The following is a 17821-nucleotide window of genomic DNA, read 5'->3' as shown; positions in this document are numbered from 1 at the left end:
CGTTTTCTTCGTCATGGCAGCAAAAGAACTAGGATAAATTGTCATTATTACGGACTGTCGCAATTAATGACAATACCCTTGCGGCTCAAAACCTATTCGTAGAGCGTGGGGGCACTGTATCTCAGCAATTCCCGCCCGTCGGCTTCGGTTATGCGGTCGAGGTACACCAGCACATTGCCCTGCCGGGCCTCGCGCTCGTCGGCCCGCTGCCAAATGGTGTATAGCTCGGCGTAAGGGAAGAAATTCATCTGGTCAAAGCCACTGGCGAAGCCCTGCACCATTGCTTCTACCTGCTCCCGCTGCTCGTGGGCAACGTGGTTGTAAACCCAACGCAGAAACTCGGCTACGTCGGCCGGCAAGTCAAAATAGGCGGCGGTCTGCGGCACCGTATGGCTGCCCATGTACAAAAGCAACTCCCAAAGGCGGTACTGGTCCTTCTCCTGCTGCCAATACGTTACAATATCCTTGCGGCCGTTGCCGACGATGGCCCCCCGAAACGCATCTGGCCGGGGTTGGCTTCGAAGGCCTTCCGAAAACCGTAGTCGGTCGTCCAGTCCTTTTTTGTGAGGGCTTGAAAGTTGAACATGAGCAGGAAAAGGAAGTTAGAGCCAGTGAAAAACCACTTTTTATAAGTCAGAAAGTTAATGCTGCGGGGAGTTGGCGGGCATCATCACCTGGTCAGGAATAGGCAAGCTTTCCTCGGTGCGAATGCTGGCGCGGGGGCCGCTGGGGGTGGCCGGCTCGTACCAGTCGCGATAGGACGTGGCCAGGCGGTCGGCAATAATGGCCAGTCGCTCGGTGTCTTCCTTGCGCTTCATCCAGATATGCGACCTGCCGCAAACTACCTGGTAGCCCTCGCCCATTAGCTCACGCACGTAGGGAGCCAGCGCCCGCAAGTCGCTCTGGTGGGCGTGGGCCTGCACGTACTGGCGGACGGCCAGCAGGCGCTCGTTTTCGGCCTCGTCGGCGGGTTTTATCTCAATGGCTAGGTAGGCTTGCTGGTGGGTCGTGCTCATGGCTGAAAAAACAAAAGGGAGAAAAGACGTTACTTGCTCAGGGTAATATTGCCAGCCAGCGTCTGTGAAATGAGCATTACCTGGGCCTCGTGCATGGCCTGGCCGAAAAGCCCGCTTCGGAAGTCGGTGTGGAGCTGGCCGACGTTCGTAAAAGCGTAGTCGAGGCTCGAATCACCAAGGGGCTGCAAAAACTGGTCGGCCTCCTGGGCACTAAAGCCGCTTAGGTCGCGCCCATCGGCCAGAATCACGCTCACGCCGGGGCGGGCTCCCGGCCCATCAACGAAAGTATAGGTTTCGTAAATGATGCCTACCGTCTGCTCTCGGGCATAAAAAACGGCGTGGCCTACGGGTAAGTCTTGGGGCTGTTGCATAATTGAGGGCAATTAAAGTAGAAGTAAGGCATACTGCCCACCCTGGTCCTCACGGGTACGGCGTAGGCCCTCCTGGGCAATCGGACGGGCAGCTTTTACAAGCTTCAGCAGCGCCTCGTAAGCCTCGGGGGTGTCGATTTCCATTCCCATGTGCGCGGCTACTTCTTCGGCCAGCACCTCGGAATTAATGCCTTTGTCAAGCTGCCGTATGAGCACTTCCACATCGGTAATGGCGGCAATGACCTGGTTACGGTAGGCGTTCCAAGTTTTGCTCTGAATTGTTGGGGCTTTGCTGGCTTTCATGGCGGCGGCTGTTGGGCGGGCGGTTGAATGCGGCCCACTGGTTCAAAACTTCATTTTCTGCGCGGGCAGCGGGGTTGATGAAAACTAGAATAAAAGGCTGGCCTGGGCGCTGGCGTAGGCTTTGCCGTGGCTCAGCACTACCGCCGTGGCGCTGTGAATCGGGGTCTGGCCCTCGACGCGGATAAAATGGCCGGCGGTGTAGGGGTTGTAAGAAATGGGCTCGGAGGCCGTGGGCTGCGCTGCCGTGGTGAAGGTGCCGATGGCGTAAGCGTGAACGTTGCGCTGGCGCTGGGCAAGCACCCGCTGGCGGGCCGTTTCGGTCACTTTGAACACCACTCCGGTAAGCTGCACCGTGGCAAGGTGAGCCACGACTAGCCCCCGAACTGCACCGAAAAGAGGCCGTTTTGTAGGTTGCGGTACACTTTGACGCGCTGGCCTTCTAGGTCGATGGTAAGGGCTCGGGGGCTGGCATGGCGGTGGCGCTTACTTTCGAACGATGACGGGCAAGCGGGTTTCGTAGCCCGTCACGCTGCGGAAAAGCTCGGGTAAGTCCTCGCCGTACACCATTTCAAAGGTTTGCTCGTGGCTGATTACCGGCGACCAATCGACGAGTACCTGGCGGTAAAATTCCACCTTGTAGGTATCCGTGGGCATGAGCGTAATTTTCAGCCGGTTTACCTGGGCCTGGTTCTTCCGCAAGTCCATGCGAAGCCAAGGATTCGGGTTGCTGTCCGACCGGCCGGCTGCCATTAGCTTATGGGCTCCGGTCATGGTTAGAAACTCTTTGCCGCCTAGCTGCATCAGAATGGTATAAGCTTCTTCTACAATCTCGGGCTTGGGGGCGGGGCTGGTGCTCATAAAAAGGGCTTTTTAGCTGCGTTGCTTATACTTGTTAAACGCAAAAGCTCCTATTAACGTTGCATATTTGTCGTAATTAAATAAGATAATTTAGCCGCTTTATTGGCACGGACCTTGATTTTCCCCTCTTGTTTTTTTTGCAATTGTAAAACGGTGGCCTGCCCCTGCCGCCTGGCTTGCTAACTTTGGCCTTGGTTAAAAGTTTGGTACAAAGGTTAAACAGGCTAGTGAGAATTGTCTGACTCTCGGCGGGAGGCCCGCGCCTGCTACGGCTAACCTTTTTCACAAACTTCCCGTGCGCTTAGCCCCGGCGGGGTAATCGAGCTCGCCCAATACCGGCCCGAAGGCCCATTGGCCCGCCAAAAAGGCCATTCTGAATGCCAGGACGGCGCGGTGGCGGTGGGTTTGGCTACCTTTAAAGCCTATGAGCACGACCGCCCGGCCCCCGGAACCGCAGAAGACCCCGCCCCTGGTGAGCGGCTCCACCATTGCCCTGGCGTGGCTGCTGTTCAGCGGGTTCATGGTGCTGCTGATTTTCGTGCAAAACCTTTCGGCCGGCACGCCCACCGACTGGCGCGAGGCCCTGGGCGGGCGCCTGCTGCACGGCCTGATTTGGGGCTGCTCACGCCCGTGGTGTTTGCCCTGGCGGCCCGCTTCAACCTCACCGAGAGCCGCCACCGGCTGCGGCACCTGCTGGCCCACGCGGCGGCCAGCTACGTCCTCACCCTGGCCTACCGCCTCGTGTACGCCGCCGTGATGCACGGCAGCGGGGCCGTGCCGGGCCGGGTTTCCTCGCCGAGGTCGTGGCCAACGCCAACAGCTGGGTGCCCATTTACTGGATGCTGCTCTGCATCGCCTACGCCGTGCAGTACCGCGAGCGGTACCGCGAAGGCCGGGTGCGGGCCGCCCAGCTCGAAACCCAGCCTGGTGCAGGCCCAGCTGCAGGCCCTGAAAATGCAGCTCCAGCCGCACTTTCTCTTCAATTCCATGAACGCCGTGTCGGCCCTGATGAGCCAGGACGTGAAAGCCGCCCGGCGCATGCTGGCCCAGCTCAGCCAGTTTCTGCGGCTGGTGCTGGAAGGCACCGACGAGCAGGAAGTGACCCTGGAACAGGAGCTGCGCCTCACCCGCCTCTACCTCGAAATTGAGCAAACCCGCTTCCCCGACCGGCTGGCCGTGCGCTACGACATTGCCCCCGATACCGAAGGGGCGCTGCTGCCCGCCCTGCTACTGCAGCCAGTGGTGGAAAACGCCGTGCGCCACGGCCTGGCGCCCCGCGCCGGGGCCGGTGAGCTGGCCGTGCGGGCCGAAAAACAGGGCGACCGGCTGCTGCTGCAAGTGCAGGACAACGGCCGGGGCGCGGCCGACACCGCCGCGCGGGGCATCGGCCTGCGCAACCTGGAAAGCCGGCTGGCCACGCTCTACGGCCCGGACTATGCCCTGGCGGTGGAGTCGGCCCCGGCGTGCGGCTACTGCCTGCGCCTGTCCATCCCGTTCCGGCGGGCGGCGGGGGCGTTACCCCAGAGCCCGCATGAGCCCCATCCGCACGCTGCTGGTCGACGACGAGCCCCTGGCGCGCAGCCTGCTGCGCGAACTGCTGGCCGATTTTCCGGCGCTGGCCGTAACGGGCGAAGCCGCCAACGGCACCGAGGCCCTCGCCGCCCTGCACACCGGCGCATACGACGTCGTTTTCCTTGATGTGCAGATGCCCGACCTTGATGGCGTGCAGGTGCTGCGGCGGCTGCAGGCGGCCGGCCAGCCGCTCCCGCTGGTGGTGTTTGTGACGGCCTACGACCAGTACGCGGTGCAGGCCTTCGCCCTGCACGCCGTCGATTACCTGCTCAAACCGCTGGACCCCGACCGGTTTGCCGACTGCGTAGGCCGGGTGCAGCAGCGCTGGCGCTGCGCCAGGACCAGGCCCGCGTCCCCGAGCCTGGAGGCCCTGCTGCACAGCTGGACCGCCCCGGCGGCCGACTACCAGGACCAGTTTCTGGTGAAACTGCCGGCGCGCAGCTTCTTCGTGCCGGCCGCCGAGGTGTGCTACTTCGAAGCCACCGGCAACGGCGTGCTGCTGCACGCGGCCGGCGGGCACTACCCGCTGCGCACGGCCCTGGGCCAGCCTGGCCGAGCGGCTCGACCCGGCCGTGTTCCTACGCATCCACCGCTCGTGCATCATCAACCCGGCCCACATCGTCGACTTCAAGCATTGGTCGCACGGCGAGTACCTGTTTCGCATGGCCAACGGGCAGCACGTCACCTCCTCGCGCAGCTACAGCGCCGGGGTGCAGCAGCTGCTCAAGCGCTTCGCCTGAGCCGGGCCGGGCAGCAAAAGGCCGGTTCACCCCGGGATAGGTCCAGTTGGCCCGTGTCGGGCGTTCATCTTCTGGAGTTGCCCGTTAGCGCACCAGCCCCCGCTAACGGGGCGGCCCCGGTGCACGACATGACCAAATCCCTCCTCTTTTGCTGGCGCTCACCTTCGGCGGAGCCGTTGCGGCCCGCGCCCAACACCACCCGGCCAGCGCCCCCCGATGCCGGGCATGGCCGGCATGCACATGAACCACGGCATGGCCGCCCCGGGCACCCCGGTCGCCGCCTTCCAGCACGGCATGGATTCGGTGATGGTGGTGATGGACGAGGGCATGCGCCGCATGACCGGCGCCAACCCCAACGACATCGACGCCAGCTTCGCGGCCATGATGCTGCCCCACCACCAGGGTGCCGTGGACATGGCCCGCCTGCAGCTGCTCTACGGCAAAGACCCGGCCCTGCGCCGCCTCGCCCAAAGCATCATCGCCGAGCAGCAGGTCGAGATTCAGCAGATGGCCGCCTGGCTGAAGCAGCATCCGGTGGCGAGCCAGAGTTCTGGCAAATAGCGCCCAATCAATCAGAACCGTCATGCTTCGACTACGGCTGCGCTCCTGGCTTGATGCGCCACATGCTTAGCATGACGTTCTTTTTCCCAATCCCAAATGAAATTTTCCCTTCTCCCCGGTCTGTTGCTCATTACCAGCGCCGCCGCGGCCCAGGCCGTGAGCCACCGCGACCGGGTGTACACCGCCGACCAGATTTCCAACACCGTTTCGGTCATCGACCCCGTCGACAACAAGCTGCTGGGCCAGATTGTGCTGGGCAAGCCGCAGCCCGATTTGCTCTCGGCGCTCTACAAAGGGCAGGCGCTGGTGCACGGCCTGGGCGCTTCGCCCGACCACAAATTGCTGGCCGTGGTGTCGGTGGGCTCCAATAACGTCACGTTCATCGAAACGGCTACCAATGCCATCCGGGGCAGCGTGTACGTGGGCCGCGCCCCGCACGAGGCTACGTTCCGGCCCGACGGCAAGGAGGCCTGGATAACGGTGCGCGGCGAGGACTACCTCTCCGTCATCGACGTGGCCACGCTGCGCGAAACCCGCCGCGTGCCCGTGCCCAACGGCCCCGGCCAGATTGCCTTCAGCCCCGACGGCCAGCGCGCCTTCGTGTGCTCCAGCTTTTCGCCCGAGCTGGCGGTGGTGGACGTGGCCACCTACAAAGTCATCAAAAAGTCCCCGTGGTGAGCCCCTTCTCGCCCAATATCTTCCCTACCCGGGACGGCCAGCAAATCTGGTTCACGCACAAGGACGTGGGCAAGGTGTCGGTGCTGGATACCAAGACGCTCACCATCAGCGGCGTGCTGACGACCGGCCCCATCTCCAACCACGTGGCCACGGTGGACGTGGCCGCCGGCAAGCTGGCCTACGTGACGGTGGGCGGCGAGGACGTGGTGAAGGTGTACAGCCGCGCCCCGGGTTTTAAGCAGCTGGCCACCATTCCGGTGGGGGCGCTGCCGCACGGCATCTGGCCCTCGGGCGATGGCAGCCGGGTGTACGTGGGTCTGGAAAACGGCGACTCGGCCGTGGCCATCAGCACCGCGAGCAATAAAGTGCTGGCCAAAATAAAAGTCGGGCAGGCCCCGATGGCCCTGATGTACGTGCCCAACGCCGTGCCGGCCGGCGCGGCCGGCGCCACCGGCCTGGGCCGGCAGCCTGGTGGACCAGCCCGCCATCGTCCGCACCTTGAAGCCACCTACGCCCGGCCCCGCCACCGGCACCATGACCCTGCGCTCGGAAGGGCTGGTGGATTTGGCCACTTTCGCCCTGCGCGGCCTGACGCCCAACACCGACTACGACATCTTCCTGACCAGCGGCACCAAGGCACCCTACCCCCGTGACTACGCCCTGACCACCGTGCGCACCGACGCCAAAGGCGGGGCCATGGGCCAGGCGCTAGGGCCGGTGCAGCGCATCGCGGGCGGGGATTTGAATACATCCGGCAAAACGTTTTCGCGGGTAATCGTGGCGCCCAAAGCCGCTGACAGCGAACCCGTTTTGGTGGCCGAATAGTCCGCCTTTGGACGCCCACCCAAAGGCCATTAATGGCCGCCGGGACAACCATTCCTGCTGCAATGCCGAGCTAATCTAAACTGAATTCACTTGTAACCACAACCCTACAACATGCAATCCATTTTCAATCAACACACTGGCATCAGCTCGCGGGCGCAGTCGCTCAAACGGTTTCTGCTGCCGGTGGCGGCGTGCGCTGCTGCTCGGCGGCTGCAAGAAAGACAACGAGGCCATCGCCGACACCAGCGCGCCGCCGGTGCTCAACATCGTCTCGCCGGTGGAGGGCGCGACCATCATGCCCGGCGGGCGGCTGGGCAACGCCACCACGGCCGACTACAACGGCACGGGCTTCGCCATCAACCTGGAAATCGTGACCAAGGACACCGTCACCATCCCCACCAAGGAAAGCCTCAACATCCGCAACACCGCCGCCCTAGGCCAGCCCAACGTGAACCTGCCCGGCTTCACGGCCAGCCTCGACGTGGACCTGATTAAGCCCGACGGCGGCACCATCCCCAAGGGAACCAACCTGGCCTCGCTCTTCAACATTGCGGGCACCGACGACACGCCCGGCCCCGGCGTGACCACCTGGGTGAGCTGGCACGTGCTGGAGTCGGTGGCGGCCGGTACTACCAGCTGCACGCTGACTACTTCCGTAACGGACCGCGCCGGCCGCAAGGTCACGGCCACCCGCTTGCTGAAGGTAGGCCCCGGACCCAACGGGGCCCTCAGCGGTGAGGCCCTGACGCCCGCCCCCAAACCCATCACTTACGGCACGGTGGACAACCCCGACGGCCCCACGGTGACCATGATTGCCCCGCGCACCCCCTCCAGCATCAGCCCCGGCATCCAGACGGCGGGTGTGCTGCCGGCCCCGCCCACCAGCGGCGCGCTGTTTTTCATCCAGGTGTCGGCGCTCGATAAGTCGCGCAACGGCATCAACGTGGCCGAAAACGGGGACGGTGCCTTCGGCAAGCCCGCCGCTGACCGCGGCACGATTGAAGACAAGACGCAATCCAACGCCGGCGTGAACCGCTACGTGCCGGGCCTGAAAGTCACCTTCGACGTGCCCCTGCTCCAGCCCAACGGCAACGTGATTCCGGCCGGCGGCAACCTAGCCCCGGTGTTCAACACAGCCGGCAGCGAGCCTGGACCCGAGCGGCTTCGTGCGCACCACCTTCGGCTGGAGCGTGGGCGGCACCCTGCAGCTGGGCGGCAAAACCAGCGTCACCATCAAAGCCGCCGTAACCGACGCGGCGGGCAAAACCGGCAGCGCCACCCAGGTGGTGCAAATCAGCCCCGTGGCCAACGGCCGCCTGCTGACCCCGGCCCCGCGCTAAGGCCCTGAATTTTAGGCCGTAGCCCCGTAACGGCCCGAAGGCTGGCCCGTTTCACGACGAGCCAGCCTTCATTTTTTAGCATCCCTTCCACTCCATTTTATTTTTCCATGCGCATTCCTAACTTCTCCACTTTCGCCCTCGCGGCCACCCTGCTGCTCGGGGCCTGCTCGAAAAATAACGATGAGGACGCCCAGCCCGACATGGTAGTGCCGGCCGACCCCGGCCCTCAAGCGCCCAGCGCCAGCGACCGGGTGTACACGTCCGACCAGTCGTCGAACACGGTGTCGGTGCATGACCCGAACACCAACCAGCCTGCTGGGCGTGATTCGCCTGGGTAAAGGGCGGCCCCAGTTCCTGAGCCCGCTCTACGACCGGGAAACCAACGTGCACGGCATGGGCGTCTCGCCCGACGGCAAGACGCTGGGCGTCATTGCTACCCTTACCAACGCGGTGGTGTTCATCGACCTGGCCACCAACGCCATTAAGAACACCGTGTATGTGGACCGTAATCCCCACGAGGGCTTTTTCACGCCCGACGGCAAGCAGTTCTGGGTGACGGTACGCGGGGCCGACTACGTAACGGTGATTGACGTGGAGAAAATGCAGGCCGTGAAAAACATCAAGACTGCGCCGGGCCCCGGCATGGTGGTGTTCCGGCCTGACGGCAAGGTGGCCTTTGTGGACCACTCCTTCACGGCCGAGCTGGATGTGGTGGATGTGAAAACCCGCGAAGTAATAGCGCGCGTACCGGTGGTGAGCAAGTTTTCCCTAACCTGGCCGTAACGGCCGACGGCCAGCAGGTATGGCTTACGCACAAGGACGTGGGCAAGGTGACGGTGGTGAATGCCCAGACCTACGCCGTGGAGGGCGTGATTGACACCGGCCCCGGCACCAACCACGTGAACCTGGCCGGCCCCGGCGGTGGCACCCGCTTCAGCGGCGCGGCGGCCGGCGACTTTGCCTACGTAACCGTGGGCGGCGAAAACGCGGTGAAGGTATACACCCGCCAACGCCAGTTGGTGGCCACCATTCCGGTGGGCCCCAATCCGCACGGCGTGTGGCCCAATGGCGACGGCAGCAAGGTGTACGTAGGCCTGGAATACGGCGACGCGCTGGTGAGCATCGATACCAAAACCAATACCAAGCTGAGCGAAACTCCCAGTGGCCAGGACCCGAACGCCATCATTTACGTGGTGAAGGCCGGCGGTGGCAGTCCCGGCACCGGCAACCTGGAAGCCTTTGTGCCAGTCGCGCCCGTTAACCTGCGCCTGGTACCCGTCGGTACGCAGCCGGTACCCGGGGTAGGCGGCGTGGCCGTTATCCGGCCGGTAGAAGACGTGGACGAGTTGATTCTGGCTCTCAAGCGGCTGGCCCCGAACACGAACTACACCTTATACTTATCGGACAATAAAACCACGCTGGTGGCCCCGGAGCCCGTCATTTCTTTCAAAACCGATGCCGAGGGCGCGGTCGAAGTCAACGCCTACTACCAGATTCGGCTGCGGCTGGCGGGGCGCTTTGCCGTGGTGGTGCTCGGCGACAAGAACCCGGCCGGCGCGGTCACGCTCACGCAGCCGTAAGCCGGCCGCCGACCAAAAAGGCCCCTGGTGCATGAGGCATCAGGGGCCTTTTTTATGGGCGTAAACTCTTTCGCCTCGGGTAGCGCCGGGTGGGCCTTTGCCGCTCACCTACCGCCGCCAGCCGGGAGCTGGCAGGCCGCCAGCTCCCGGCGGTGCGCCCGAAAGCGCAGCAGCCCTACCGCCAGCACCAATCCCGCCACGGCCAGCGCGGAGTAGCCCAACCGGCCGCCCCGCTCGGGGTGAAATTGAAGGAGCGCCAACCCGAAGCCCACCAGTGCCAGGCTGGTGCGCACGTAGGTGAGCAAGGTCCGCTCATTGGCCAGCCGGGTCCGTTGCAGGGCCAGCCGGTCCGACAGGGTGAGGGGGTTGGTGGGGGTAAGCGGCATGGGGGTGGGCTACGTGAGGGTAATGGCCGCGCCCGGTTCGGCCAGCCGGTGAAACGTGATGCCGTGCTTCTCAAAGTACGGCCCGTAGTTCGCGTATCGCTGCTGCACGAAGAAGGGCTTGATGTAGCCGTCGTGCACTGGCAGAATCTGCTGCGGTCGCATTTTCAGGGCGAAATCGGCCACCACGAGCTCCGTGAGAAAAGGCGCGGTGATGGGCAGAATGAGCAGCTCCACGCCCGCGAAGGGGAGCAGATTATGGGCAAAAGAGTCGGCCGGGTTCAGCACCTTGCCATTCACCAGCCAGGCTGTCATCTGTGGCAAGGGGCTGTCGAGAATGGCCTCGTGCTGCACCGGCAGGGCGTGCAGCTGAAACGCGCCCAACTCCAGGGGCCTTCCTCGTGGATTTGCACGGCCAGGCCGTGCTTTTTCAATTCGGCCGCCACTTCACGATTGGAAATGATGACGGCCTGGCGCAGGGCCACGATTTTCTTTAGCGCCACCACATCAAGGTGGTCGGGGTGGTCGTGGGTAATGAGGACGACCGAGACGTCCTTAAAAACCTCCGGCTGCACCAGGCCTTCGTTGAAGGAAAACTTGCCGGGGTCGAAGAGAATTTGTTGGCCATCCAGCTCAAACAGCAGGCAGGAATGGATGTACTTGGTGATTTTCATGACCAGACTTAAATAGTGGGGCAGGACGGAAATGCGCGCCGAGAAGAGCGGAAATTTAACTAGCAAACGCTTACGGAAACAAGCGCTGCTAGACCCCTGCCGCCTCCTGCTGCTGGCGCAGGTACGCATACAGCCCGCCCAGCACCAGCCCGAACACCGCGTTGGCAACAAAAAAGTACGCCATGCCGCCGGCCGTCAGCACGTGCCCGCCCGCCAAGCCCTGCCCCAGCAGCGGCAGCACCACGAAGCCGTTGAGGACCCAGGGCAGCAGCGAAAACAGGCCGCCTTTTACCCAGCCATTGCCCGGCAGCCGGGGTTCGAACACCAGCACGTACAGCCCCACCATGCCCAGCCCCGTGAGGTAATGAAACAGCAGCTTGAAGCCCTCGGCTTTGACCACGGGCAGCAGCCCGGCCGGCAACACCGGCGTGGTATGCAGCAGCACAAGCTTGAGCAGGCCACCGCTTTCGGCGTTGACGGCCATCAGCGGGGCCGCTTTCAGCACCAGCGTATTAGCGGTGATGGCGACCACGCCGGCCAGCAGGCCCAGGTACAGGCGGGGGTGTTTTTTCATGGGAGGGAGCAGAATGGAAATAGGACAGGCAATGGGGGAGTATACGGCCACCCACGCGGCACCATTTGGCCCCGATGGGTTCTTCAGTCGCCCAGCCAGCGGTCGGCCACCAGGCCCAGCGCGTAGTTAAGCTGCACCAGCAGCAGCAGCCCCGCCCCGGCCGGCACGCTGAGCAAGCACAGGCCCGCCGCTGCCGCGTACTGCACCTGCATCAGGCCCAGGCGGCGCACCAGGGCCCGGCCCACGGCCGCGTGCTCGGGCCGCAGCAGTCCGTGGCGCTGGGCGTAGCGGTAGCTGCCCAGCAACGCCCCGCCCAGCAGCAGCAGGTTGGCCCAGTACACCAGCACGGCCCCGCGCAGGGGAAAATGGGTGGTGAGAAACGCCGTGGAAAAGGGCAGCAGCCCCACCACCAGCAGAAAGGCAATGTGCCACCAGGCCAGCCGGCGGTCGCTGCGCGCCAGGTAGGTGAACTGCGTGCTCTGGCACACCCAGAAAATGCCCAGCGAGAGAAACCCCAGCACGTAGCCCCCGATGCTGGGCAGCAGCGCCCGCAGGGCCGGCCCCACGTCGGCCTCGGTGCGCACGAGGGCGGCGGCCGGCACCCGCAGGTTGAGCACGAGCAGGGTCATGGCGATGGAAAACACGCCGTCGCTGAGCGACTCGATGCGGCGCAGGCTCTGGCCCGCTACTTCAGTGTAGGCCAGGGGCGGTGCGTGGGACGAAGACTGGGCCATCGGCTAGCGCGGCGAACCGCCCGCCCGCCGGGTTTTGCGCGGGGCGGGGGCCTGGCGATGGTCCAGCCGGTCTTCCTCCCGAACGAGCTTGGGCTCTTTGCTCAGGCTTTGGCCGTGGTTCACGCGGCCGTCGCGCATCATGCGGCGGTTTTCGCGCAGCAACTTGTCGTCGGTTTTGCCTTCTTTTTTGAGCATTTTGCCGCCTTCCTGGCCGTGACCCGGTGGGTTGATGGCGGTGAGCAGCAGGCCGGTCAGGGCGAGCAGGCCGGGGAGTTGAGCGAGACGGGTCATGGGGTTTGGATGATGGAGAAGCGGTTGCCGCAGGTACGGCGGCCCGTATTTTCAAACTTGCTTTGTTAGCCCAGCTGCAAGCGAAACAGCGTGGAAAGCGTGCCCGCCACCAGAGCCCAGGCCATGCCCGTAAGCAGGTACTGTTTGGCAATGGTCTTGGGGTCCTGGCTGAATACGTAGCGAAACAGCCAGTGCGGCGTTTCGTGGTCGGCCGGGGGCGGCGGGCAACGGGGTGCTAGGCACCGGCATCGGAAGCGAAGGAATAGCCATGCGAATGCGGGAAAGCAAGGTGGAATAGTGAAAACCAAGAGCCATTTGCCCGTCCTGCTGAGCGCAGCCGAAGCAGGACGTTCTTCGTGTTTGCTTTCCGGCCGCCAACGCCCGGCCTATTCCCAGCCGTTGCGGCGGAAAATGGCGTGCCCGTCGGCCGACTGCAGAAAGGCCACGAACTGCCGGGCCGCGGCGGCCTGCGTGGTGCGCTGGGTGAGGGCAATGGGCGTGCCCCGACTCACGCGCTGGTCGCGGGGCAGGCGCACGAGGGCCGAGCCGGGCAGGCGCGGCTGCCAGGAGGCATAGGTTATCCAGGCGTCGTAGTCCTGGGGCTTTTGCTGCCAGAGGGCCACGGCCTCGGCGCTGGTTTTGACCGACGTTTTGGTGTTGTGCTGCAGGTTGCTGATGAGGGCCGGGGTGCGGGCCATGTCCTCGGTCATGCCCATCTGGCCGGCCCCGTTCACGTCGAGCAGGCGCACGCCGGGCCGGGCCAGGTCTTCGAGCCGCTTGATGTGCAGCGGATTGCCCGGGCGTACCAGCACCGCCGACTCGCGGGCATACAGGCTGGTACGGCTGGCTTCGTCGATAAAGCCGGGGTGGGCCAGCTCCGTTTGGGTGAGCATGTACTCGGCCCCGCCGTACACCAGGTCGGCGTCCTGCTGCGCCTGGGCCAGCCACTTGGGCTCGGGGCCGGCCGTGACGGCCACGTCCAGGCCGGTTTGTTTGGTGAAGGCGGCGGCGCATTCCTTCATGGCCGTGGCCGGGCCGCCGGGGCCGTACACGTGCAGGGTTTGGGCGGCGGCCGGCGCGGCCGCGAGCAGAGCAGGAGACATGAGCAATAGAGCGAAGCGGCGGAGCCGGGTAAGCGGGGATGTTTTCATGGGTATTAGCGCGTTACTTAACGGGCGGCAAAAAGCCGTATTTCTGGTACACGGCCTGCCCGTCTGGGCTGTTAAGGAAGGCCACAAAGTCTTCGGCGGCCTTGGCGTGGGGCGCGGCTTTCATCACCCCGGCCACGTAGTTGGCCATGATGTTTTCCTTGGCCGGGATGGCCACGCTTTCCACCGGGTGGCCCAGCATTTTCTGATAAAAGGCCTCCGTGTACCACACCGGGGCCGCGTCGGACTGGTCGTAGAGCACCCTCAGGGGCGACTGGCGGTGGTGAATCTGGGTCAGGTAAGTGCTGCCGGCTTTCACTTTGGTCGTCATCACGGCCGTTTTCAAGGCCGCGCCCCCGGCCTTCTCGTACGATTCCTCGATGCGCTTGCCGATGCCTTCCCATTCGGGGTTAGGCATGCTCACGCGCACCTCGGGCCGGCCCAAATCGCGCAGGCTGGTCACCTTCTTGGGGTTGCCCTGGCGCACGAGGATGGCCAGCCGGTTCTGGGCGTAGCTGGTGGTGCGGGCAAACCACTCCGGCGTCATATCCATGCGGTTTTTGCCGGCCGCGTACACGTCGGGCTTCAGCTCGATGCGCAGGTTGCCTACTACCAGGCTGCCCTGCGTAATCTGCTTAGCCAGGATGCCGGGCGGCAGCGTTTCCACGAAAATGCGCACGTACTCGGGGTGGGCCTTGCGGAACTCCTTCAGCAAATCATCGAGCACCATGAACTGGTTGCCCCCGAAAAACACCACCAACTGCGGGTCCACCACGTCGCCGTAGAGGTCGGGCGCGTTGTCGATGCCCGGCACCGTGAAGGGCACTCCAGCCTGAAACGGCGCGTTCCAGGGCGGGTCAAAGCGGTGGGCCGGCTCGGGCGGCGTGGGCTTTTGGATAGGCATGGTCTGGGCGAAAAGGGCGGCCGGGGCGGCCAGTGCCAGCGCCAGCAGCAGGTGCGGAAGGGGTTTCATGGGGTTGGGTAAGGAAAGCGGAGAAAAGCACGAAAGCAGCGGAGAGCCCGGCGCTACGGATGCACCAGCGACCAGCCCTGGGCCTGCCGGATAATAAGCTCGCCGTTGCCGCTGGGCACGTAGGAAATCAGCGGCAGCAGCTCGTCCTTGCTCATTTTCCTTTCCTTCAGCGTGTTCAGGCACTGGGCCAGAATCACGCCTTTCTGCTTGAGGGCCGTGAGCTGGGCCTCGTAGGGCTGGTCCTTGCGGTAGAGCGTGGTGCCCCCGCCGAAGGCAATCAGCTCCACGGTGAGCTTGCCTTTAAGCCGGCTGTCCTCCAGCGCGTTGCCGATGTTACGCAGCGTCTGCTGGATGAGCTTGGGGTCGTCGCTGTCGAGCCTGGTAGATGACATGGTACTGGGCCTGGTCGGCCGTGGCCCCTTGGAAGGCACCTTTTTGAAAAGCTTCGCGGTCATGCATGGCGGTGGCGTTGCGGGTGGCGGGCGTCTGGGCGCGGGCCGAGAGGGTGAGGCCGGCGAGCAGCGCGGCGGTCAGCAGCAGGTGTTTCATGGCAACTGGGGAAAGGGCACCACCGAAGCAGCGCGGTGAAAACGAAAGGGGTGAAACTGGAAATCGGTGCGGGGCTACTCGCCGCCCTTTTTGCCCGCTTCCATCGCCGCGTAGGGACCAAACTGGTGCTGGTGCTGCGTAAACCGGTCGGCGTAAGGCGGGTAAGGGCAGTCGGCGGGCTTCTTTTTCAGGTTGGGGTAGTCCTTTTCCAGGTGGGCCATGCGCGGGCGGGGCAGCGAGTTGATGTAGGCCGCCACGTCGTAGGCGGCGTCATCGGTGAGGATGCTGTGCTCGGCCGTGGCGCCGAAAGGCATGTTGGCCTTGATAAAGCGGGCCGCCGTTTGCAGGCGGTGCATGCCGGCCCCGTCGTTGTAGCTGTCGGGCCCCCACAGCGGCGGGTACTGGTAGCCATCGGCGGCCAGCGTGCCGTTGAGGCGGCCCTGGCCATTGGCTCCGTGGCAGCTGGTGCACTGCTGGGCGAAGACGATTTTGCCCTGCCCGAGATTCGCCTCGCGGTTGGGCATGGTGAACTTAACAAAACCCTGGCCCTTCACCTTCTCCCCCACTGGCACCTGGCGGCCCAGCCATTTCATGTAGGTGATGATGGCCTTCATCTCCTTGCCGTCCACCGGCAGGGGCCGGCCGTTGAGGCTGCGCGTCATGCACCCATTGATGCGGTCCTCCAGGGTGCTGATGGCATCCTCGCGCCCTTTGTAGGTGGGGTAAATGCCCCAGATGCCCACGTAGGGGGCCGAAAACGCCTTCTGGCCGGCCTGCAGGTGGCAGTTCTGGCAGGCCAGGTTGCTGCCGGCCAGCCGCAGGGCCGGGTTGGCCACTTGCGGGCCGAGGTAGTGGGCGGTGTGGGCAATCAGCTCGTGGCCGTAGCGGATGAGCTGGCCCTCCGGGTCGGGCTTCACGCTGTCGAGCACGAAGCGGGCGGGCTGGAAGAAGTTGGTTTTGCTCCCCACAGCCCCCCGGCAACGTCAGGCAAGCCCGCCGCAGGCCCACTCGCAGCGGCGGCCGTCGTGGCCGGGGCATCGGCCAGCAGGTCGGGCGTTTTGGGGTTGAAGACGACGATGTAGGCCGTCACGGCTACTACCAGCACCATCAGGGCAATCACCCAGGTCAGCAGGCCAGCGATTTTGATGAAGGCCTGCTTGTCTTCCGGCTGCAGCCGAGGCGAGGGGTCGGGAGTGGTTTCCATGAGGCCAAGGAGAGAGGTGAAACAGGCGGCAATGGCCAGCCAGCGCGCAAAACAACTTGTTTTGCGGAATGCAGACAGTCAATTAGTTAAATCGGGCAAAGCAAGCGCTACCATTCGGCCGCTCTGCCCCGTTCAGGCGGCTAGACCGTGTGCAGAATCACGTAGAGCGAGCCGGTCGAAATCACTACCCAGAGCAGAATGCCCAGCACGTAGGGCTTTATTCCCACCGAGCGCACCACCTTGGCCGAGAGGCCCGCGCCGATAAAGAACAGCGTCACCGTGAGGCCGATTTTGGCCAGATTCACCATCACCGGGCCCAGGGCTTGGCGGCGGGAATAAAGGTGTTGACCAGCATGGCGGCGATGAAACCAAAGATGAAGTAGGGAATTTTCACCTTCACGCCCTTCTGCTTGAATAGCATGGCCGTGCCGATGGAAATTGGGATAATCCAGAGGGCGCGGGCCAGCTTCACGGTGGTGGCCACTTCCAGGGCCTGGTTGCCGTAGGCCGCCGCCGCCCCCACCACCGAAGAGGTGTCGTGGATGGCAATGGCGCACCACAGGCCGAACTGGTTCTGCGTCATGGCCAGGGCGTGGCCGATGGGCGGGAAGGCGAATAGGGCCACGGCATTGAGCACGAACACCGTGCCCAGCGCCACCGACATTTCCTCGTCCTTGGCCCGCAGCACCGGTCCGATGGCCGCGATGGCCGAGCCGCCGCAAATAGCGGTGCCGCACGAAATCAAATGCACCACGTGCTTGCCCAGCCCCAGCCACCGGCCCACCACCAGGCCCAGCAGCAGCGTGCCGAAGATGGACACCACCGTGAAAATGATGCCCTCCTTGCCGGCCTGCACCGCCGCGTGGGCATTCATGCCAAAGCCCAGCCCGATAACCGAGAACTGGAGCAGCTTGGCCGTGGCCTGCTTGGTTTGCGTGGTGAAGGGGTTGCCGATGGTTTGGGCCAGCAGCAGGCCCAGCGCCAGGGCAATGGGCGGCGAGGCCCAGGGCGTGAGGCAGAACACGAAGAACAGCACGAACACCACCTGCTTCAAGGTGAAGTCCTGCCCGAACACCACCCGGGGCGTGTGCAGGTGGCGGAAGAAGCCGGTGGTTTCGTTGAATTCGGGGCGGCGGTTTCCCCGGCCGGGGCAGGGGCGGGCAGCGGGGTGGAAGCTTGAAGCGGCGTGGGCTGAACTGGGAGGGCCATGAGCGGGAGGGGTTTGTTTCTGAGGCAAATATACGGCGTTGCCCACCGATTGGATTATCCAATAGTATTATCCTGCATAACCAAAGGTTATTGATTGCCCGGGCCGAGCCAGGGTGGCGCGTCCGTTTTGCGTGGCCAAGCCGGCCGCCGCGAGGGCTGGAAACGCCAGCGGCCGGCTCGTACACCACGAGCCGGCCGCTGGACGGATGAACTACTGGCCTGAGGGCTTAGAAGCCGG

Annotated in this window: 32 protein-coding genes and 2 pseudogenes; 12 read left to right on the top strand and 22 right to left on the bottom strand. The window is 64.1% G+C overall.

The features are described from left to right. Positions 1-92 precede the first annotated feature (92 nt). The 7 genes and pseudogenes from ACFQT0_RS28420 to ACFQT0_RS28390 all read right to left on the bottom strand — a co-directional run bounded on the left by ACFQT0_RS28420 (position 93) and on the right by ACFQT0_RS28390 (position 2548). Complete coding sequence (locus ACFQT0_RS28420; protein WP_380206648.1) at positions 93-401, bottom strand: hypothetical protein; 309 nt, start codon at positions 399-401, stop codon at positions 93-95. A 53-nt stretch (positions 402-454) separates the two neighbouring features. Beyond that, complete coding sequence (locus tag ACFQT0_RS28415; protein WP_380206646.1) at positions 455-586, bottom strand: hypothetical protein; 132 nt, start codon at positions 584-586, stop codon at positions 455-457. Between the two features lie 55 nt (positions 587-641). Then, complete coding sequence (locus ACFQT0_RS28410; RefSeq protein WP_380206644.1) at positions 642-1016, bottom strand: hypothetical protein; 375 nt, start codon at positions 1014-1016, stop codon at positions 642-644. Positions 1017-1045: 29 nt separating this feature from the next. Next, positions 1046-1387: a hypothetical protein gene (locus ACFQT0_RS28405; RefSeq protein ID WP_380206642.1), complete on the bottom strand. Its 342-nt coding sequence runs from the start codon at positions 1385-1387 to the stop codon at positions 1046-1048. 12 nt (positions 1388-1399) lie between these two features. Further along, a complete protein-coding gene (locus tag ACFQT0_RS28400; RefSeq protein WP_380206640.1) occupies positions 1400-1690 on the bottom strand; it encodes a hypothetical protein in 291 nt (96 codons plus the stop codon). Positions 1691-1774: 84 nt separating this feature from the next. Next, positions 1775-2065 (bottom strand): annotated as a pseudogene (locus tag ACFQT0_RS28395) (hypothetical protein); the annotation flags it as partial. Positions 2066-2173: 108 nt separating this feature from the next. Next, positions 2174-2548: a hypothetical protein gene (locus ACFQT0_RS28390; RefSeq protein ID WP_380206636.1), complete on the bottom strand. Its 375-nt coding sequence runs from the start codon at positions 2546-2548 to the stop codon at positions 2174-2176. Between the two features lie 424 nt (positions 2549-2972). On the opposite strand from ACFQT0_RS28390, the gene ACFQT0_RS28385 reads away from it, so the two are divergent. The 12 genes and pseudogenes from ACFQT0_RS28385 to ACFQT0_RS28330 all read left to right on the top strand — a co-directional run bounded on the left by ACFQT0_RS28385 (position 2973) and on the right by ACFQT0_RS28330 (position 9844). Next, complete coding sequence (locus ACFQT0_RS28385) at positions 2973-3305, top strand: hypothetical protein (RefSeq protein WP_380206635.1); 333 nt, start codon at positions 2973-2975, stop codon at positions 3303-3305. Next, positions 3305-4246 (top strand): sensor histidine kinase, encoded by a 942-nt coding sequence (locus ACFQT0_RS28380; protein WP_380206744.1) that lies wholly within the window; start codon positions 3305-3307, stop codon positions 4244-4246. Before ACFQT0_RS28385 ends, ACFQT0_RS28380 begins: the two co-directional genes overlap by 1 nt. Further along, positions 4143-4358: pseudogene (locus ACFQT0_RS28375) on the top strand (LytR/AlgR family response regulator transcription factor); the annotation flags it as partial. The gene ACFQT0_RS28380 and the pseudogene ACFQT0_RS28375, both read left to right, overlap by 104 nt. Before the next feature lie 310 nt (positions 4359-4668). Further along, positions 4669-4860 carry a LytTR family DNA-binding domain-containing protein gene (locus tag ACFQT0_RS28370; RefSeq protein WP_380206742.1) on the top strand — a complete coding sequence of 64 codons (192 nt, stop codon included), beginning with the start codon at positions 4669-4671 and terminating at the stop codon, positions 4858-4860. A 216-nt stretch (positions 4861-5076) separates the two neighbouring features. Further along, the gene (gene copM, locus ACFQT0_RS28365) at positions 5077-5421 is read left to right on the top strand and encodes a CopM family metallochaperone (protein WP_051103019.1); all 345 of its coding nucleotides are present in this window, start codon (positions 5077-5079) and stop codon (positions 5419-5421) included. A 96-nt stretch (positions 5422-5517) separates the two neighbouring features. After that, positions 5518-6099 carry a YncE family protein gene (locus ACFQT0_RS28360; RefSeq protein ID WP_380206632.1) on the top strand — a complete coding sequence of 194 codons (582 nt, stop codon included), beginning with the start codon at positions 5518-5520 and terminating at the stop codon, positions 6097-6099. Continuing rightward, positions 6096-6752, top strand: a complete 657-nt coding sequence (locus ACFQT0_RS28355) for a YncE family protein (protein ID WP_380206630.1) — start codon at positions 6096-6098, stop codon at positions 6750-6752. The genes ACFQT0_RS28360 and ACFQT0_RS28355 overlap by 4 nt, the downstream gene beginning before the upstream one ends. Beyond that, positions 6658-6924, top strand: coding sequence for a hypothetical protein (locus ACFQT0_RS28350; RefSeq protein WP_380206629.1), 267 nt, complete (start codon positions 6658-6660; stop codon positions 6922-6924). Before ACFQT0_RS28355 ends, ACFQT0_RS28350 begins: the two co-directional genes overlap by 95 nt. Before the next feature lie 256 nt (positions 6925-7180). Continuing rightward, entirely contained in the window at positions 7181-8272 is a 1092-nt protein-coding gene (locus ACFQT0_RS28345; RefSeq protein ID WP_380206628.1) for a hypothetical protein, read from the top strand. A 99-nt stretch (positions 8273-8371) separates the two neighbouring features. Further along, entirely contained in the window at positions 8372-8602 is a 231-nt protein-coding gene (locus ACFQT0_RS28340; RefSeq protein ID WP_380206626.1) for a hypothetical protein, read from the top strand. Further along, positions 8586-9047 carry a YncE family protein gene (locus ACFQT0_RS28335; RefSeq protein WP_380206624.1) on the top strand — a complete coding sequence of 154 codons (462 nt, stop codon included), beginning with the start codon at positions 8586-8588 and terminating at the stop codon, positions 9045-9047. Before ACFQT0_RS28340 ends, ACFQT0_RS28335 begins: the two co-directional genes overlap by 17 nt. A gap of 38 nt (positions 9048-9085) precedes the next feature. Continuing rightward, entirely contained in the window at positions 9086-9844 is a 759-nt protein-coding gene (locus ACFQT0_RS28330) for a YncE family protein (RefSeq protein WP_380206622.1), read from the top strand. Positions 9845-9948: 104 nt separating this feature from the next. On the opposite strand, the gene ACFQT0_RS28325 is transcribed toward ACFQT0_RS28330, so the two are convergent. From ACFQT0_RS28325 to ACFQT0_RS28255, 15 genes are all read right to left on the bottom strand, one after another. Beyond that, the gene (locus tag ACFQT0_RS28325; protein ID WP_019949213.1) at positions 9949-10230 is read right to left on the bottom strand and encodes a YidH family protein; all 282 of its coding nucleotides are present in this window, start codon (positions 10228-10230) and stop codon (positions 9949-9951) included. A gap of 9 nt (positions 10231-10239) precedes the next feature. Continuing rightward, entirely contained in the window at positions 10240-10542 is a 303-nt protein-coding gene (locus ACFQT0_RS28320) for a hypothetical protein (RefSeq protein ID WP_380206620.1), read from the bottom strand. Continuing rightward, positions 10539-10901 (bottom strand): MBL fold metallo-hydrolase, encoded by a 363-nt coding sequence (locus tag ACFQT0_RS28315; protein WP_380206618.1) that lies wholly within the window; start codon positions 10899-10901, stop codon positions 10539-10541. Before ACFQT0_RS28315 ends, ACFQT0_RS28320 begins: the two co-directional genes overlap by 4 nt. Before the next feature lie 88 nt (positions 10902-10989). Next, positions 10990-11475: a hypothetical protein gene (locus ACFQT0_RS28310; protein ID WP_019949215.1), complete on the bottom strand. Its 486-nt coding sequence runs from the start codon at positions 11473-11475 to the stop codon at positions 10990-10992. An 83-nt stretch (positions 11476-11558) separates the two neighbouring features. Continuing rightward, on the bottom strand, positions 11559-12209 hold the full coding sequence (locus ACFQT0_RS28305) for a TMEM175 family protein (RefSeq protein WP_019949216.1): 651 nt from the start codon (positions 12207-12209) through the stop codon (positions 11559-11561). Between the two features lie 3 nt (positions 12210-12212). Beyond that, positions 12213-12500 (bottom strand): hypothetical protein, encoded by a 288-nt coding sequence (locus tag ACFQT0_RS28300; protein ID WP_019949217.1) that lies wholly within the window; start codon positions 12498-12500, stop codon positions 12213-12215. Positions 12501-12565: 65 nt separating this feature from the next. After that, on the bottom strand, positions 12566-12808 hold the full coding sequence (locus tag ACFQT0_RS28295) for a hypothetical protein (protein WP_380206616.1): 243 nt from the start codon (positions 12806-12808) through the stop codon (positions 12566-12568). A gap of 78 nt (positions 12809-12886) precedes the next feature. Then, positions 12887-13603 carry a substrate-binding domain-containing protein gene (locus ACFQT0_RS28290; RefSeq protein ID WP_227610421.1) on the bottom strand — a complete coding sequence of 239 codons (717 nt, stop codon included), beginning with the start codon at positions 13601-13603 and terminating at the stop codon, positions 12887-12889. A 61-nt stretch (positions 13604-13664) separates the two neighbouring features. After that, the gene (locus tag ACFQT0_RS28285; protein WP_019949220.1) at positions 13665-14621 is read right to left on the bottom strand and encodes a molybdate ABC transporter substrate-binding protein; all 957 of its coding nucleotides are present in this window, start codon (positions 14619-14621) and stop codon (positions 13665-13667) included. Positions 14622-14674: 53 nt separating this feature from the next. Next, complete coding sequence (locus tag ACFQT0_RS28280) at positions 14675-15013, bottom strand: DsrE family protein (RefSeq protein WP_380206614.1); 339 nt, start codon at positions 15011-15013, stop codon at positions 14675-14677. Next, complete coding sequence (locus tag ACFQT0_RS28275) at positions 14955-15170, bottom strand: hypothetical protein (protein ID WP_380206612.1); 216 nt, start codon at positions 15168-15170, stop codon at positions 14955-14957. Before ACFQT0_RS28275 ends, ACFQT0_RS28280 begins: the two co-directional genes overlap by 59 nt. Positions 15171-15244: 74 nt before the next feature. Continuing rightward, positions 15245-16138: a c-type cytochrome gene (locus ACFQT0_RS28270; RefSeq protein ID WP_380206611.1), complete on the bottom strand. Its 894-nt coding sequence runs from the start codon at positions 16136-16138 to the stop codon at positions 15245-15247. Next, positions 16084-16374, bottom strand: a complete 291-nt coding sequence (locus ACFQT0_RS28265) for a hypothetical protein (protein ID WP_380206609.1) — start codon at positions 16372-16374, stop codon at positions 16084-16086. Before ACFQT0_RS28265 ends, ACFQT0_RS28270 begins: the two co-directional genes overlap by 55 nt. 140 nt (positions 16375-16514) lie before the next feature. After that, positions 16515-16685: a hypothetical protein gene (locus ACFQT0_RS28260; RefSeq protein ID WP_380206607.1), complete on the bottom strand. Its 171-nt coding sequence runs from the start codon at positions 16683-16685 to the stop codon at positions 16515-16517. After that, on the bottom strand, positions 16682-17611 hold the full coding sequence (locus ACFQT0_RS28255) for a YeiH family protein (protein ID WP_380206605.1): 930 nt from the start codon (positions 17609-17611) through the stop codon (positions 16682-16684). Before ACFQT0_RS28255 ends, ACFQT0_RS28260 begins: the two co-directional genes overlap by 4 nt. Positions 17612-17821: the final 210 nt, after the last annotated feature.

It is taken from the genome of Hymenobacter humi (genome assembly GCF_042665855.1).
Lineage (GTDB): Bacteria > Bacteroidota > Bacteroidia > Cytophagales > Hymenobacteraceae > Hymenobacter > Hymenobacter humi.
The sequence above is the reverse complement of the archived record's forward strand: the minus strand, read 5'-3'. Positions and strand labels throughout refer to the sequence as shown.